At 42.0% G+C, this 17,411-nt stretch carries 11 protein-coding genes; all 11 read right to left on the reverse strand.

The features are described from left to right. Positions 1-28: 28 nt before the first annotated feature. On the reverse strand, positions 29-2,023 hold the full coding sequence (uvrB, locus tag M0R36_09535; protein ID MCK9556039.1) for an excinuclease ABC subunit UvrB: 1,995 nt from the start codon (positions 2,021-2,023) through the stop codon (positions 29-31). Then, entirely contained in the window at positions 2,020-4,686 is a 2,667-nt protein-coding gene (locus M0R36_09540) for a valine--tRNA ligase (protein MCK9556040.1), read from the reverse strand. The genes uvrB and M0R36_09540 overlap by 4 nt, the downstream gene beginning before the upstream one ends. Positions 4,687-4,707: 21 nt before the next feature. After that, the gene (cimA, locus tag M0R36_09545; GenBank protein ID MCK9556041.1) at positions 4,708-6,288 is read right to left on the reverse strand and encodes a citramalate synthase; all 1,581 of its coding nucleotides are present in this window, start codon (positions 6,286-6,288) and stop codon (positions 4,708-4,710) included. 9 nt (positions 6,289-6,297) lie between these two features. Beyond that, positions 6,298-7,515, reverse strand: coding sequence for an aspartate kinase (locus tag M0R36_09550; protein ID MCK9556042.1), 1,218 nt, complete (start codon positions 7,513-7,515; stop codon positions 6,298-6,300). Between the two features lie 26 nt (positions 7,516-7,541). Then, entirely contained in the window at positions 7,542-8,741 is a 1,200-nt protein-coding gene (locus M0R36_09555; GenBank protein ID MCK9556043.1) for a cofactor-independent phosphoglycerate mutase, read from the reverse strand. 311 nt (positions 8,742-9,052) lie between these two features. Beyond that, positions 9,053-10,111, reverse strand: coding sequence for a threonine synthase (gene thrC, locus M0R36_09560; protein MCK9556044.1), 1,059 nt, complete (start codon positions 10,109-10,111; stop codon positions 9,053-9,055). Next, complete coding sequence (locus tag M0R36_09565) at positions 10,111-11,403, reverse strand: homoserine dehydrogenase (GenBank protein MCK9556045.1); 1,293 nt, start codon at positions 11,401-11,403, stop codon at positions 10,111-10,113. The genes thrC and M0R36_09565 overlap by 1 nt, the downstream gene beginning before the upstream one ends. Positions 11,404-11,556: 153 nt before the next feature. Then, positions 11,557-14,691: a PAS domain S-box protein gene (locus tag M0R36_09570; protein MCK9556046.1), complete on the reverse strand. Its 3,135-nt coding sequence runs from the start codon at positions 14,689-14,691 to the stop codon at positions 11,557-11,559. Positions 14,692-14,770: 79 nt separating this feature from the next. Further along, a complete protein-coding gene (locus tag M0R36_09575; protein MCK9556047.1) occupies positions 14,771-15,733 on the reverse strand; it encodes a GGDEF domain-containing protein in 963 nt (320 codons plus the stop codon). A 670-nt stretch (positions 15,734-16,403) separates the two neighbouring features. After that, positions 16,404-16,658 (reverse strand): hypothetical protein, encoded by a 255-nt coding sequence (locus M0R36_09580; protein ID MCK9556048.1) that lies wholly within the window; start codon positions 16,656-16,658, stop codon positions 16,404-16,406. A 30-nt stretch (positions 16,659-16,688) separates the two neighbouring features. Next, positions 16,689-17,411 (reverse strand): RHS repeat-associated core domain-containing protein (locus tag M0R36_09585; GenBank protein ID MCK9556049.1); only part of this gene is annotated, 723 nt, incomplete at its 5' end.

The following is a 17,411-nucleotide window of genomic DNA, read 5'->3' on the forward strand; positions in this document are numbered from 1 at the left end:
ATTTCCCCCTCTTTAACCTGATTATCCGCTACCTGTTTTTCCCGCCTTTCAGGCTGTATATCCTGTCTCTTAACCGGGCGGCTTTTTCAAAATCCAGATTCCCGGCCGCCTCTCTCATTTCTTTTTCCAGCGCATAAAGTTCTTCGAGTGTTCTATAAGGAACAGGCCCTTCTTTAACGAATGATTCGACAATTTCCTCCGCTTCTTTTTTTCTATGCGATAAAGCCGCCTGCTCTTTTCTTATTATCGACGCCGGCGTTATATTATGTTTTTTATTATACTCTTCCTGCACTTTTCTGCGTTTTCGCGTTATTTCAACAGCTCCTTTTATAGAATCCGTGATCTTATCGGCGTAGAGTATCACTTTCCCGTCAAGATTCCTGGCGGCTCTTCCCGCAACCTGGATCAGGGAAGTTTCCGACCTCAAAAACCCTTCTTTATCCGCATCGAGAACAGCGACCAAAGCCACTTCGGGCAAATCAAGCCCTTCTCTCAATAAATTTATACCTACCAGCACATCAAATTTCCCGTCTCTTAAATCCCGCAGGATTTCAACTCTCTCTATCGCGTCAAGTTCAGAATGTATATATTTTACCCTTATATCCAGTTTCCTTAAATATAAAGTTAATTCTTCCGCCGTTCTTTTTGTGAGCGTGGTTACAAGCACTTTATGCCCTCTTCCGGCATAATTACTTATTTCGCCGGCTAAATCATCTACCTGTGTTTCAAGAGGCCTTATTTCAATATCCGGGTCGAGCAATCCCGTAGGCCTGATTACCTGGTCGACCGGATTGCGGTCCTGTTTCAGTTCATAAGGGCCGGGAGTAGCTGAAACAAATAACGTTTTTCCCGACAAACTTTCAAACTCGCGAAAATTAAGCGGCCTGTTATCAAGCGCCGAAGGCAGCCTGAAGCCGTATTCCACCAGCGTTTTTTTTCTTGATCTGTCTCCTTCATACATACCCCTGACCTGCGGCAGCGTTACGTGCGATTCGTCTATAACCGTCAGGAAATCTTTGGGGAAAAAATCTATCAGGCATGAAGGCCTTGAACCCTCAACACGTCCGGTTAAATGCCTCGAATAGTTTTCAATTCCCGGACAATACCCGAGCTCTGAAAACATCTCTATATCATAACGAGTCCTTGATTCCAGCCGCTGCGCTTCAAGATATTTTTTATTCCGGTAGAAATATTTCAGCCGGTCATCAAGCTCTTCTTCTATCAGTTTGAGAGCTCTTTGTATCTTATCCTCGGGTAATACAAAATGTTTCGCCGGATAGATGCATATATCACTCATTATATCCTTTTTTCTGCCTGAAAGAGGCTCTATCCTGTTTATTGCCTCTATCCTTTCATCATAATAAGACACGCGGACAGGGTCTTCCCCGTAAGAAGGAAATATTTCGATTGTATCGCCTCTTTTTCTGAACGTTCCGGGCGCAAAAGATATATCATTCCTGGCATATTGTATATCAACAAGTTTTTTGATAAGGACTTCCTGCGGGAGGGCTTCCGAACCGGCTTTCAGGCATATAACCATATTCTCATAATCTTCGGGGGAGCCTAAACCGTAAATGCAGGAGACACTTGCCACAATGATTACATCACGCCTTGAAAGAAGAGAAGCTGTCGCGGATAACCTGAGTCTCTCAATCTCTTCATTAACGGAAGAATCTTTCTCGATATAAATATCTGTCTGGGGGATATATGCCTCCGGCTGGTAATAATCATAATATGATATAAAATACTCTACCGCGTTAGCGGGAAAAAAATTCCTGAGCTCGCTGAAAAGCTGGGCGGCCAATGTTTTATTATGGGATATTACAAGCACCGGCATATTCATTGCTGAAATAATATTTGCCACAGTAAATGTTTTGCCCGAACCCGTAACCCCTCTTAAAACTTTTTTGTTCCGGCCGTTGAGGAAAGATTCCGTAATCAGCCTGATAGCCTCCGGCTGGTCTCCCGCCGGCTTAAAATCCGAGGATAACTGAAATAGGCTGGGAGACGCTTTGCTGTTCATCTGTTATTCAGAGAGCGCAGATATCTGACCGAAGAATTTATCTTATCAACGTCATCCTGCAATTTTTTCCTTTTTTCGATTTCCTTTTGCACTATATCTTTGGGAGCCCGTTCAAGGAAATTCCTGTTGGATAACTTTTTAGACACAATTGCCATATCCTGTTCGATCCTGATTATCTGCCCTTTTAACCTGTCCAGCTCTGTGTCTATATCAATGGAAGATTCTAAGGTCATAAAAATATTTCCGTACGGAAAAACAGCTGTCGGCATGGCGTCATCCTGTTTATATGAAGCCGTTATTTTAATATCATCCGCCTTTGACAATTTTTTTAAAGATATAAAATCATCCTCAAGAAAAGAGATAAATTCCTTATCCTTCGATTTAATGATGAAATTCACATTTTTGGACGGAGGAATATTGTATTCGCTCCTGAGGTTTCTCATAGCTTTTATCATTTCATGTTTTATCTCCACACGTGAAACAATTTTAGCGTCTGATTTTTCAGGTTTGAAATCAGGCCATTCGGCAAACATTATTGATTCACAGGGTTTTTCTTTACCTGAAGCTTCAAACAATTTCTGCCAGATCTCTTCTGTTATGAACGGCATGAAAGGATGCAGAAGGCGTAATGAAGCCTCTAAAACTTCCAGGAATATTGATATTGTCTTGTTCTTCTTCAAAAGGTCGCTGCCATATAAAACAGGTTTCACCGATTCGATGTATTTGTCGCAAAACTCATGCCATAAAAAGTCATATATAGCTTGTGCAGAGTCATTAAAGCGATATTTATCAAGTGATTTTTTAACTAGTTCGGATGTCTGCGCAAGTTTGTATAATATATATTTATCATCAGACGACAGTTCTTTTTTTGCCGGTTCCTCAAAGCCGTCCAGTGAATTTAATATGAACCTGGACGCATTCCACAGCTTATTTGCGAAATTTCTCCCGATTTCAAATTTCTGATCGGAAAGATATACATCCTGCCCCTGCGCCGTTATTACGATAACGCTGAATCTCAGCGCATCCGCTCCGTATTTCCTTACCACATCCAGGGGGTCTATCCCGTTGCCGAGCGATTTCGACATCTTTCTTCCCTGCTCATCCCTGACGGTTCCGTGTATATAAATATCCTTAAAAGGTTCCTTGCCCATAAATTCAAAACCGGCCATGATCATTCTTGCAACCCAGAAAAATATAATTTCCGACGCTGTGGAAAGAGTGTGGGTGGGATAGAAATAATCCAGGTCTGTATTTTTTTCAGGCCATCCAAAAGTGGAAAAAGGCCATAACCATGAAGAAAACCATGTATCAAGAACATCCTCATCCTGTTTGATTTTTCCGCTCGAGCATTTCGGGCATTTTAAAGGGTCATTTATATCTACTATCGTTTCTCCGCAATCGCCGCAATACCATACAGGGATCCTGTGGCCCCACCATATCTGCCTGGAAATACACCAGTCTCTTATGTTCTCAAGCCAATTGATATAAACTTTAGTCCACCTTGCCGGATAAAATTTTATTTTGCCCGAAGACACAGCTTTTAAGGCGGGTTCCGCCAGCGGCTTCATTTTTACAAACCATTGTTCGGATATATAAGGTTCTATAACCGTATGACACCTGTAACAATGCCCGACGGAATGAACATGATTCTCCGTCCTATCAAGCAATTTTTTTTCTTCCAGATCGATAATGATTTTTTCCCTTGCCTCATATCTGTCCATACCCTGATATTCGGGCCCGGCATTTTCATTCATCAAACCCTTGCCATCCATGACCGTCAAAGGTTTTAGTCCATGACGCGCGCCCATTTCAAAATCATTCGGGTCATGCGCGGGAGTGACCTTAACAGCGCCGGTGCCGAATTCAGGATCCACAAATTCGTCGGCAATAACCGGTATTTCCCTCCCGGCAAGGGGTAATATCAGGGTTTTTCCTATGAATTTTTTATATCGCTTGTCAGCGGGATTAACCGCTACGGCAAGGTCTCCCAGCATGGTCTCCGGCCTTGTGGTGGCAACCGTGATATGGCGGGAAGAACCTTTAAAAGGATATTTTATATACCATAAATATCCCTTCTGGTCTTCATGCTCCGCTTCCTCATCTGACAATGCGGTCCCGCATCTGGGGCACCAGTTGATAATATATCTTCCCCTGTAGATAAGTCCTTTTTTATAAAGGTCAACAAAGACTTTCCTGACGGCAAAGGACAGGCCTTCGTCCATGGTAAACCTTGTTCTTTCCCAATCACATGAACACCCGATCTTCTTTAACTGATCGAGAATTCTTTTTTCATATTTTTCCTTCCACTCCCATACCTTTTTTACAAACTTGTCCCGTCCGATTTTTTCGCGGGTTATATGTTCTTTTGCTAATTCCTTCTCAACCACATTCTGAGTAGCTATACCGGCATGGTCCGTTCCCGGCATCCATTCGGCGATATAACCCTGCATCCTTTTATACCTGATTAGAATATCCTGGATGGTATTGTTCAGTCCATGGCCCATATGCAGGACAGAAGTCACATTGGGCGGGGGGATAACTATTGTAAACGGTTCCCTGTCTTTAACAGGGACGGCATGGAAAGAATTACTCTTCTCCCAGAAACTGTATATCCTGTCCTCTACCTGTCCCGGATCGTATTGTTTAGGCAACTCTGTTGGCATTTTATAACCGTAATTGAATTATTATTGTCTTTTATTCTTTTCATCTTTAAAAAGTTTATATTCGACACTATCTACAAGCGCTTCCCATGAAGCTTCTATAATATTTTCGGAAACCCCGACAGTGCCCCAAATATCCTTACCGTCCGTCGATTCAATAAGCACTCTCACTTTTGCGGCTGTTCCGCTTTTTGCATCAAGCACCCTGACTTTGAAATCTGTCAAACGCACATTCGCAATTTCGGGGTAAAACGGCGTCAGGGCTTTTCTGAGGGCATTGTCCAGCGCGTTAACGGGTCCGTCCCCTTCCGCGGCCGTGCGTTCTGTTTTGCCGTCTACATTGACTTTTATGGTCGCTACGGAAATTAATTTTTTGTCCGTCCGCTTTTCATCGATAACAGTGAAACCTTCCAGCTCGAAAAAGCTTTTATGTTTTCTAAGGACTTTTTTCATTAAAATGTCAAAAGATGCCTCGGCGGCCTCAAACTCGTAACCTTTCTTCTCAAGTTCCTTCAGATCAGCCAGTATTTTTTTCGCCTCGGAGGATTTATCCTTAATGTCCAGGCCGTACTCAACTGCTTTTAACAGGACATTGCTTTGTCCGGAAAGGTCGGAGATCAGGATCCTTCTCTTATTGCCTACAAGTGAAGGATCCATATGTTCATAACTTGTCTTATCCTTTTGAACAGCGTTAACATGGACGCCGGCCTTGTGAGCAAAAGCGCTGTCGCCCACATAAGGCATCTTATTGTTATGCCTCATATTTGCCAGTTCGTCTACAAACCGCGAAATTTCCTTTAAATGTCTCAACTGGCCGGAAGAAACACAATCAATTTTCATTTTTACTTTCAGCGCCGGGATTATTTCACAGAGGTTGGCGTTCCCGCTTCTTTCTCCGTAGCCGTTCATTGTCCCCTGTACCTGGACAGCGCCAAGTTCAACCGCGCTAAGTGAATTCGCGGTCGCAAGACCCGCATCATTGTGTGTATGTATTCCAAAAGGGACCTTAATCTCATGCTTAACCGCCTTAATAATATTCTGAAGCCTTGATACCAGTGTCCCCCCGTTAGTATCACACAGAACGATACAATCGGCTCCCGCGCGTTCGGCGGCCAGGATTGTTTCGAGCGCATAACGGTAATCAAGCTCAAAACCGTCAAAGAAATGTTCGGCGTCAAAAAAAACTTCTTTTTTCTTCTTTTTTAAATAATTTACCGAATCATAGATCAGTTTAAGGTTTTCCTCTTTGGATATCTTCAAAACATTTTTTACATGAAGAATCGAGCTTTTACCGAAAATAGTCACAACAGGCGTCCGGGCCTTTAACAGCGCCTGGATATTAGGGTCTTTTTCAACTTTATTTTTCGCCCTTCTTGTGCTTCCGAACGCAGAAATCTTTGCTTTCTTAAACTTAATTTTTTTAAGGGAATCAAAAAAATGCATGTCCTTCGGGTTCGAACCCGGCCATCCTCCTTCAATATAGGCAATACCAATGTCATCAAACTTCCCGGCCATAAGCAACTTATCCGACACGGAAAAAGTAATTCCTTCCGCCTGGCTTCCGTCTCTCAGGGTCGTATCATATATTTCTACTTTATTTTTCATCGTTAACACCTATTTTCCCGATAAATTAAAAACTTTGTGAAGAACCTGGACGGCTCTGTCAGCATTATCCCTTTTGACAACACATGATATCTTTATCTCGGATGTAGTTATCATCTCTATATTAATGCCGGCGTCGGCAAGTGTTTTGAACATCGTCGCCGCAACGCCCGGATGGCTTTTCATACCTACTCCGACAACAGAAACTTTCGCGATACTATCATCAAATTTCACGCCGCTTGAACCAGCCTTTAAAACAACCTTCTTTACCACGTCAGTCGCTTTGTTGACTTCATCCCTCTTGACCGTAAAAGATATGTCCGTCTTCCCTTTTTCGCTGACGTTCTGGACTATCATATCCACATTAACATTCGCATCCGAAAGCGATCCGAAAACAAGAGACGCGATTCCCGGTTTGTCTGTTACTCCCTGTATAGTGACTTTTGCCTCATCGGTATCCGCGGCTATGCCGACTACAACTGGTTCTTCCATTTTATCAATCTCCTCGGTTATAATTGTCCCGCTATTGTGATTAAAACTTGACCTGACATGAATTTTAACATTGTACTTTTTCCCGAATTCAACGGATCTTAACTGCATTATTTTTGCCCCAAGACTGGCTAACTCCAGCATGTCGTCATATGTTATTTTATCTATCTTTCTCGCATCATTAACTATTCTGGGGTCTGCGGTAAAGACTCCCTCCACATCGGTATATATCTCGCAGATATCGGCATTTAATGCCGAGGCAAGCGCTACCGCAGTGGTATCGGACCCCCCGCGGCCAAGCGTTGTGATATTTCCGTTTTCATCTACACCCTGAAACCCGGCAACAATAACTATATTGCCCTTTAAAAGCTCTTCTTTGACTTTGTCGGGGAATATATTCAATATTCTGGCTTTTCTATGAGAGCTGTCCGTATAAATGCCCACCTGTCCACCCGTTAAAGATATCGCCTGTTCCCCGATTTTATGTATCGCCATCGTCAGCAGCGCCGATGATATCTGTTCGCCGGTTGACAAAAGCATATCCATTTCTCTCTCGGACGGGTTATCTGAAATTTTTTCCGACAGGGATATCAGGTCATCCGTTGTATCTCCAAGCGCGGAAACCACGGCTATTACCTTATTCCCCTGTTTTTTTGTTTCCGTTATCCTTGCCGCGACATTCTTGATTCTTTCCGGATTTGCGACCGAACTTCCCCCATATTTTTGCACGATCAAAGCCATTTGCAATTAACCTCTTTTGCCAAAAATTAATGTTTAACGAAATAATCCATCAAGCGGTGCCCCGCTTCAAATTTCAGTGTCGGAGACTTACAGCACTGTTCATCATAAGAAGTGAAAGCATCCTTTTTTATTCCCTTGCCGGACATACAGAAAGGAACAGGATCCCGCGTATGGGTCTTTAACGAAACCGGTGTCGCATGATCACATAAAAACAAAATACGGTAATCGCTGTCCCCCGAAAAATGCTCCGATATTTTTTTTATAATTTTTTCATCAATGTTTTCGATTGCCCTGATTTTCTCTCTTATATCGCCGTTATGGCCGGCTTCATCCGGCGCTTCTACATGTATGAACACAAGGTCATTTTCAGATAAAGCCTTCAACGCGTATTCCGCTTTTGCTTCATAATCGGTATCATAATATCCTGTCGCCCCCGGAACATCTATCACATCCATTCCAAGCGCTTTACCTATCCCTTTCAGTAAATCAACCGCGGATATTATTGCCGCATCCAAACCGAATTTTTCTTTAAACAACGGGATCGCAGGCAGCTTCCCCGCGCCCCAGAGCCATATCATATTAGCAGGATTTTCACGAAGGTCAAGCCTTACCGAATTAATATCCGTATCATGTAATATATCTGAGGATTTACGCATCAGTTTTATTAAAACTTTAGAACCTTTCCCCGAAGGGAGATTCGCCGATACCGGTTTTCCGGATATATCATGAGGAGGTATACATTTCAATTTCGCGCCATCGGCTCCCAGCGCTTCTTCGCTGATTATCATAATATGCCTGTAACTGACGCCGGGATAAAATCTGACCCCCTCTGAACACATTTTTTCGTTTAATCTTTCTATTACCGACCTTGCCTCTTCGGTCTTAATGTGTCCGGCGCTGTAGTCCGCCATCAGACCTTCATCAACAGTAACAAGATTGCACCTGAAAGCTATTTCGCCCTTCTTTAATTCTATACCCCTGCTTAACGCTTCAAAAGGGCCCCGGCCGGAATAATATTTTAAAGGGTTATATCCCAGAATCGACATATTGGCGATATCGCTCCCGGGTTCAAGTCTGCCCGGCACGGTTTTCAGACAGCCGCATATACCGTTTTCCGCAATCAGGTCTATATTCGGTTTTCTCGCCGCGCAGAGCGGCGTCCTGCCCTCTAATTCGGACAAACCGTAATCCGCCATTCCATCTCCGACAATAACAATATATTTCACAGTAATATCTCCGGCTCACGAAAGTGAGCATATCCAATCTAAACTCCTAAACAAAAAATATTTTAGTTTTCTAACCACACCCACCACAAAGCACTGGCGGGCAAGGATAAAACACTTAAAAAAACTCCAAACTTTCTTTAACCACAGATACACACAGATGAAAAAAGCAAAAAACATATAAATAGTTAAAAAATAAAAAACTATAACTCTTAAATTTTTCTTTTGTATCTAATAATCTTTATCTGTGATTATCTGAGCTATCTGTGGTTCCAATTCTTTCTTATCTCTTTATTTTTTTACTACTGAACTCTTCATAGTCCGATAATTTTCAAAATTTCATTGATATCGGCTTTGCATGATATCGGCTCCTCGACGGATTTAATAGCCCTGTCGGGATCCTTAAGCCCATGTCCGGTGAGAGTGCATGTTACAACCCCTGCCGCATCTGAAAAATAACCCTCGTCAAATTTTTTAATAAATCCTGCCACGGACGCGGCTGATGCGGGCTCGCAGAACACGCCTTCCCGGGCCAATAATTTATATGCTTCAAGGATTTTCTCATCTGAAACCATATCAATTAATCCGCCCGATTCATCTCTCGCCCCTTCTGCTTTTTTCCAGCTTGCCGGATTCCCTATCTTTATCGCGGTAGCGATAGTTTCAGGGTCTTTGATAATATGTCCTCTTACTATCGGAGCCGAACCTTCGGCCTGGAAGCCAAGCATTCTGGGTTTTAAAGAAATTTTGTTTCTGTTGAAATATTCGTTATAACCCATCCAATAAGCTGTGATATTGCCCGCATTCCCGACAGGAATACAATGATAGTCCGGAGCGCAACCGAGAAAATCGCATATCTCAAAAGCTGCCGTCTTCTGTCCCTGAAGCCTGTAGGGATTTATGGAATTAACCAGTGTTATAGGATATTTGGAAGTTATTTCCCTGACCAGTTCCAACGCATCATCAAAATTACCTTTTACAGCTATGACCCTGGCATTGTGTATAAGCGCCTGCGCCAGTTTTCCAAGGGCAATAGCGCCCTCGGGAATAAGCACTACACAGGTCATTCCCGCCCTGGCAGAATACGCCGCGGCGGAAGCGGATGTATTACCCGTCGAAGCGCACATAACGGCTTCGGATCCTTCTTCCAGCGCTTTTGATACCGCAAGAGTCATCCCTCTGTCTTTAAACGAACCGGTGGGATTCGCGCCGTCGAATTTCAGAAAGACTTTAAGCTTTCCCCCGGAAAGCCCGGAAAGTGTCTTTGAAAAAATAAGCGGTGTATTTCCTTCATTAAGAGAAATTACGGGGGTCTTTTCAGTAACGGGAAGATATTCTCTGTATTGATTTATTAATCCCTTCCACGGACCCATTATAATCCTCCCACCCTATATACAACGGTTTTACCTTTGGTAACATCGAGCTTATCGATAATGCCGATTGCCTTACGCATATCTTTTTCATACGCTTTGTGAGCCAGGACGACAATCGGAACTGCATTCCCTTTATTTCTGCCTTTTTGGATAACAGACGCGATACTGATCTTATTATCTCCCAATATTCCCGCAATTTTAGAAAGGACACCGGGCTTGTCTAATACGGTAAACCTGAAATAATATTTACTTCTGATATCTCCGATATCAATTATCTTTTTTTCTTTATTGGGGAAATCCGGTATGAAAGGTTTCGATTTTCCGGATATTATATTCCTTGAAATATCCAGAATATCGGAAACAACCGCGCTGGCAGTCGGTTTTTCTCCGGCGCCCAGGCCATAATAGAGTATGTTGCCTACAAAATCCCCTTCGAGCAATATCGCATTATATACTCCCGCAACAGCGGCAAGCATGCCTTTATTATCAATCATCGTCGGGTTCACCCTCACTTCGATTCCGTTGCTTTTTTCCTTATAAACGGCAAGAAGCTTTATTACAAAACCGAGCTCTCTGGCATATTCAATATCAATTTGTTCGACTTTTTCGATGCCTTCAACATTAACTTTACGGAGCTCGATCCATTTGCCCGAAGCAATGGAAGAAAGCAGCACAATTTTATGAGCGGAATCCATTCCGCTGATATCCAGCCCGGAGTCAGCTTCGGCATATCCTTCGCCCTTTGCCGCCTTTAACGCGTCTTTGAAAGAAACTTTCTCTTCTCTCATCCTCGACAAAATATAATTTGTTGTCCCGTTGATGATTGCGTATATCGAGAAAATTCTGTTCGCCGCCAGGCCTTCTCTGAGCCCTTTGATTATAGGGATCCCGCCGCCCACGCTTGCCTCAAAAAATATCTCGCGGTTATTCAATCCGGCGTGTTTGAAAAGCTCTTCCCCGTGTTCCGCAAGCAGCGCTTTATTCGCGGTAACAACGCTTTTCCCGTTCGAAAGCGCCTTTTTAATCAGGGTCTTGGCAGGTTCAATTCCGCCTATAAGCTCCACCACTATATCAATCGATTCATCATTAATGATCGCTTCGACATCCGATACCAGCATTCCTTCCGGAAGCTTTACACCCCTGTCCGTCTTTATGTCTTTATCCGCAATCCTCACAAGTTCAATAGGCGCGCCGAAATCCCTGCTGAAAACCCCGGTATTTTTCTGCAGATTTTTCACAACGCCCTTACCGACAGTCCCAAATCCTATTATTCCTACCCGAATATTTTTCATAATCTCCCCGCGATACTGTCACTATCCCAATATATAAACTAACCGAACATTTTACCATCTTTTATCTATATAACAAATATTTTATTTAAGATTATGCCGGCGCCCCGGCGGGGAGTTTTATCTCAGCCGTAAAGGATATAAAAAACAGAAAAATCAATCCTGTGAAACAGCTTTATGGATGATTTTGCTTAAATCGTGCAATTTGAAAGGTTTTATAAGATAATCCTCAAAGCCGAACTTGCGGAAATTAGCCATCACCGGATCAAAAGAGTATCCGCTGGTAACAATCACTTTTGCGCCCGAATCAATCTTTTTCAGGTATTTCACCGCTTCTTTGCCTGACATGCCGCCCGGTATCGTCAAATCCATAATAACAGCATCGAACTTCTGTCCGGAAGCCATAGCCTGTTTATATTTTTGCAAAGCCTCCGCGCCATCTATGGCAACATCAACATCATATCCTATGTATTCCAGCATTCTCTTCGCAATTTTTCTGACTCCGTCTTCATCATCCATAAAAAGTATCCTGCCTTTACTTTTATATATCCTGTCTTTGACGCTGTTCTTTTTAGCGGCCCTGGAAACAGCGGGCAAATAAACCGTGAAGACCGATCCCTGTCCCGGCTTTGATTCCACGGCAATCAGACCTTCATGGTTGCGGACGATTGAATAAGAAGTGGCAAGTCCCAGGCCCAGGCCCTTTGCTTTGGTCGTAAAATAAGGGTCAAAGACCTTATTGATATGATCCTCTTTAATGCCGATTCCCTTATCGGAAATGGTTATTTTTACGTACTTGCCTTTTTTCAGGTTGGCCGGCTTATTTCCTTTAAGCACGATATTTTCCGCGATTAACCTTATTTTTCCGCCCGCCGGCATCGCCTGCTCAGCGTTGATAATAATATTATTTATAACCTGGCTTATCTGTCCCTCGTCTATTTTAACCGGCCACAGATTTTTTGAAATTCTTCTGTCACATTTTACGTTAGATCCTCTTACGGACAAAGAGATGGAATTCTTTATCAACGCAGAAAGAAAAACAAGTTTCCTGATGGGTTTTCCCCCTTTGGAAAAAGTAAGAAACTGCTGGGTGATTTTTTTCGCGCTCAGGGACGCTTTCTCCGCTTCATCCATAAATTTATACAGTTTGCCGCCCGCATCCGATTGAATCTTGGCAAGAGAAATATTCCCAAGTATCGCGGTCAGGATGTTGTTGAAATCGTGAGCCATGCCGCCCGCCAGCACTCCTATCGATTCAAGTTTTTGCGCCTTCAACAGTTCATCCTGAAGTTTCCGCTGGTCGGTGATGTCTTTCAATACGGTTATCACCTTTTTGACCCGGCCTTTTTCGATGATAGGGATTTTCCATGTCTCGGTGACGATGGTTTCCGGCCCGAGCAGGTTCTTTTCCTCCGTTATTACGGGTTTCTCATCCTTAAAAACCTTCTTATACTGTTGAATTACCTTCTCACCTAAAAAAGGGTACACATCCAGAAGATTGAGGCCTATGATATCCGTTTTAAGCCCGAACCTTTTATTCCATGAAAGCAACGTGCTGTTTGCTAATAAAACAGTCAGGTTTCTGTCGACAACATGCAAGGCATCGGTCAGGGAGTTGATTGTCGAGCGATACTGTATCTGCGATTCTCTCAGGGCGTCTTCAGCTTCTCTGCGATAAATTGTTTCAAGAGCCAGCGACATGTAATCAGAAATTGAAGAAACAAAATTCTGCTCTTCAATCGTCCATTTTCTCCTGCGGCCTGTATGTTCATGGCAAATTATACCTACCAGTTTGCCGTGAAGCCTTACGGCTACATCCATTATCGAGCTTATCCCGTGTTCCCTGATATAGTCTGCGAATTCAGCGGTTCTTTCATCGTTTGCGGCGTCGGAAGCCGCAATACACCTGTTTTTTTCCAAAGACTCAAAATACCGGGGATATTTTCCAACAGTCAGTTTCATTCCTTTTTCATGGACAGCTTTAGCGGATAAGAACAGGTTTTCACAGATTATTTCCGTATGTTCATCGTTAAAGAACCATATGCTTACGCGGTCCGTCTCAAGCGCGTACGAATCCATTTCGGTTATTTTTTCCAAAGCCGCGCTTATATCGGAAAAATCGATCTTACCGAGTTTTAAAATAGTTTCCTGGAATTTCACAAACTGCGCGGACTTGTATCTCTGCTCCGTTACATCAACCATTGTGGATCTCATCCCGCATATATTGCCGCCCGTATCATATTCAAGGATATCATCAATAATAACATGAATTTTGGAACCGTTTTTCTTTACATATATACGGTCCTCCGATTTCGGGATTTTATATCCGGTTATCTTTTTTTTAAACCGCGCTTTAGCATCTTTTTTCTGTGCATCAAGAATGAAATCAAAAATTGACCGGCCTATCATCTCCCCGGAGCTGTAACCTAGCAGATTCGCTTCAGTCCGGTTAACGGCAAGTATTATCCCTTTCTTATCCAGTAAATGGTAGGCGACAGGCGCGTTTTCCCATAAATCGGTAAACTTCCTTTCGGAATTACGCATTTTTTCCTCTGCCACACTTTTATCCGTTATATCATTATATATGGCCACAATATCATCACAGGCCAGTTTATAAATATAGTTGTCTCTCCACCCTTTTATTCTGTCGTCGCTGTAATACAAAGACTGGATTCTGACCGGAAGCCCTGTTTTCCATACCTTTCTGAACGCTTTTACTATTCCCGATTTTTCAGCTCCCGGGAAAACATCGCCAATCCTTTTGCCGACAACGTTCATCCTTTCGATATTATCAATTTTTTCAGCCGCTTTATTGAAATCTTTGAAGATAAAATCCCGGCCGTTTCCTACCACTTTGAAAACAGCCACTCCGCTGATCATGTTATTCAGCAAATCACGAAATCTTGTTATATTATCCTTCAAAGTTTTAGCGGTGATTTTTTGTTCGCTGATATCGCGTAAAATTATTTCTACAGTCTTTCTGTTTTCTCCGTCTTTTTCAAAAGAAGCGTTTAAAATCACACATTTCCCTTTGCCGGACAGGGTCTGGAAATTGTACTCTATGCCCCGGATTGAATCTTTTCCGGCAAGAAGTTGGCTTATGGTCTTCTGATCCGGGGAAATTTTGATTATATTGTCGAATAATTCCCCGCATATCCGGGAAGGAGTCAGGTTAAGCTGCAGAATTTCGGCAAGTCCGCGGTTGGCGTAGATTATTTTTCCCGTATCATAATAATATACGCATACACCGTCTTTGGTGGATTCCAGCAGTCTTTTAAGAAAATCAGCCATTTGAGCACCACAGAAATAGTGACTTAAAATATAATTTTACCACAAAATAACGCGCTTGATAAGGGACTGCGTGAGTTTGTCAGACTTCCATTTCTACGCGGTTTCTTCCGTTATGCTTTGCCTTATATAAAGCAATATCGGCCCTTTTCATGATATCATCTTCTGTATCGCCTTTTACATACTGCGCCACGCCCAAACTGGCCGTGACATGAAGATTATGCTTAAAAATATGTTTGCTCAAAACTATTCTCAGTTTCTCGGCGACTATAAAAGCCTGTTTTAGCGTCGCTTCCAGGGCAATAATCGCAAATTCTTCTCCGCCAACCCTCGCGAAATAATCATTTTTCCTTATGCTTTTCTGGCAAATATCGGCAACCGACCTTAAAACGGAATCACCCACATCATGCCCGTAATTATCATTTATTTCTTTAAAATAATCAGCGTCAAGCATAATGACGGCAAGTGATGAACTGTATCTTTCGGCTCTTCTTATTTCGTTTTTAAGATGGGAATAGAAACTCGCCCTGTTATAACATTTTGTCAAATTATCGTATACGGCGGAAAATTCGAGTTTGTCATGCACCCATTTTTTTACCATCAGGATTATCAGCAGGATCAGGAACAGGTTGACAATGGTGCCGAGCAGCACAAAATTCATATATTTAAATTTCGACTCGGAAACAAACTGAGCCTCAAAAACCGAGGTATTGGCCAGGCTCCAGCATTCTTCGCTTAAAATAAATATGTCCGTCCGGATACGGCTGTCCCTGTTTTTGTTATAAACATCCAATTTGTCCTTAAGGATACCCCATTTGCTTTTTAGTTCAAGTATCGAGTCAAAGAACGGCTTATCTTTAATGCCGTATAATTTAAACCTGTAGTTCTTTTCAAGGAGAAGATCAAGTATAACATCCGTTTTTTCTATTATCTCGCCGGCATCTTTTCCGCATAATTCAAGTTTTACCGACCTTTGTATCGAACCTCTTACGATACCCGTGTAATTCACAATCCTTGCGTCATACCTTATATAATTGGTTATCATGAAAAGAAAAAAACCATTGATTACAAAAAAAACGAGAAGAAGCAACGCTATGAGAATTATCTTTTTGGATACCTTAACCAAATATTTTCCCCGTAACTTGTTTTGTATTATTATATGATTATACGGGAAAACGCATCATATGGGCAAGAATATCGTTAAATAAGAAGTTGAGCGGATAAGCGGTTCAACAGTTAGAAAAGCTGAACTCTGTATACTGCCACTAGTTAACAAAGAGCCGTTAGCTCTAACTTAAATTCCCCTTGACTAATGGGGGGCATTACATATATTTGGTATTACTATCCGTGATTGTCTGGGCATAATCACGTATAATAATAAAATCCATATATGTCAATAATTAATAGGCGCTGTCCCCTTTTCCAAAGTTGACATTTGTCAAGGGGATGTCAACTTTCCGTTTATGCCCTCATATGCTTCAGATAGTATACTGACCCCAGTTAACAAACGGCGTATTTTAAGTTACAATAGAGCTCGTTGCTAACTTAAAAATCCATCGGCTAACGGGGATCATTACACTCCGGTACCCTCAGTCGCTTGCCTCTCATCTACCTGTTTGGAATATTGGTGAAATGAGAAAGTATTTTTAACTCTTCGTGACGATATTTATATATGATCGAAAAAGTAAATTATGGCATTGTTAAAAATCATTCAATTAATGGGGCTTTTGCCTTTTTTTAATTATTACTATAATAACAAATAAAATAAAAGCTCCGATGGCAAGGTTGGTACTATACATTGAATATGAATCATAAGCTATAGCTTTTCTTTGCTCTTTTGTAGGATTAAAATTAATGTCACCTGATCTTTTTGCAGCCACGGGTGAAAGCTCTTGAGACTTAAATTCAAAATATATTGCTAAGATAGAAAACAATAACACTGCAACTAAAAATATAACTACCCATCTCATTTTAAGCGCCCCCTTAACAATAAAGTACATTTATCTCTGTTGCCATCTATTAACAAGACCTGTATAAGTTCTAACTATATCTTGAATACCACCTCTATAATACCATACACCATTTTCCCCTTCATACCATCCTTCTTGCCCCCTTCTTGAAGCCATTGTATCAACTCCCTCCGCTTGTTCTAAACACCCTGTATGATAGAACTGCTTCCAACGACTCCCCTCATAAGCATTTGGATTCCAATAACCAAAAACGGGTATAAGACGTCTCCATTGCGCTCTCCGATGTTGCTTATTATACCAATCGTTTATTGCCTTAATGTTTTCCGCATGAGTATTTGTATAAGATACATTTGGTCTGTCAGTAGGTTGTATGGGCGGGTTAAGGGTAAATAATCCAAATGGGTCAATTAAGTTTACACTATTATTTTGACAAAATTGATATAAGTTACTACTATCATAATAATTAAGCGGATCAACCTGCAAAAATCTACCTAGATCACTCGAATAAATTCTTTCCCTATAATAATACAATCCTGTCTCTTTATCAAAGATTCTCCCTGTGAAAAAGCGGGTATTATTTATGGCAGATTCAGACAAGGTATTATTTTGAGCATCCTTTATGGTGATATTCCCGTAGGCATCATAGAAGTATTTTTCTACTATGGCGGCATTGCTGTCAGTGATGGTTACTACTGAACCCAATCCATCCTTGTGGTAGTAATAATCAACAGGGTCCTGGCCGGTGTAGTCTGT

The organism is bacterium (genome assembly GCA_023228325.1).
In the GTDB taxonomy this organism is placed as follows: Bacteria; Auribacterota; UBA6266; order UBA6266; family UBA6266; genus UBA6266.

What these genes read in the sequence shown, in the direction of transcription:
- uvrB (MCK9556039.1), bottom strand. Translation starts at nt 2,023, where the DNA reads ATGAACAGCAAAGCGTCTCCCAGCCTATTTCAGTTATCCTCGGATTTT.
- M0R36_09540 (MCK9556040.1), bottom strand. Translation starts at nt 4,686, where the DNA reads ATGCCAACAGAGTTGCCTAAACAATACGATCCGGGACAGGTAGAGGAC.
- cimA (MCK9556041.1), bottom strand. Translation starts at nt 6,288, where the DNA reads ATGAAAAATAAAGTAGAAATATATGATACGACCCTGAGAGACGGAAGC.
- M0R36_09550 (MCK9556042.1), bottom strand. Translation starts at nt 7,515, where the DNA reads ATGGCTTTGATCGTGCAAAAATATGGGGGAAGTTCGGTCGCAAATCCG.
- thrC (MCK9556044.1), bottom strand. Translation starts at nt 10,111, where the DNA reads ATGGGTCCGTGGAAGGGATTAATAAATCAATACAGAGAATATCTTCCC.
- M0R36_09565 (MCK9556045.1), bottom strand. Translation starts at nt 11,403, where the DNA reads ATGAAAAATATTCGGGTAGGAATAATAGGATTTGGGACTGTCGGTAAG.
- M0R36_09570 (MCK9556046.1), bottom strand. Translation starts at nt 14,691, where the DNA reads ATGGCTGATTTTCTTAAAAGACTGCTGGAATCCACCAAAGACGGTGTA.
- M0R36_09575 (MCK9556047.1), bottom strand. Translation starts at nt 15,733, where the DNA reads ATGATAACCAATTATATAAGGTATGACGCAAGGATTGTGAATTACACG.
- M0R36_09580 (MCK9556048.1), bottom strand. Translation starts at nt 16,658, where the DNA reads ATGAGATGGGTAGTTATATTTTTAGTTGCAGTGTTATTGTTTTCTATC.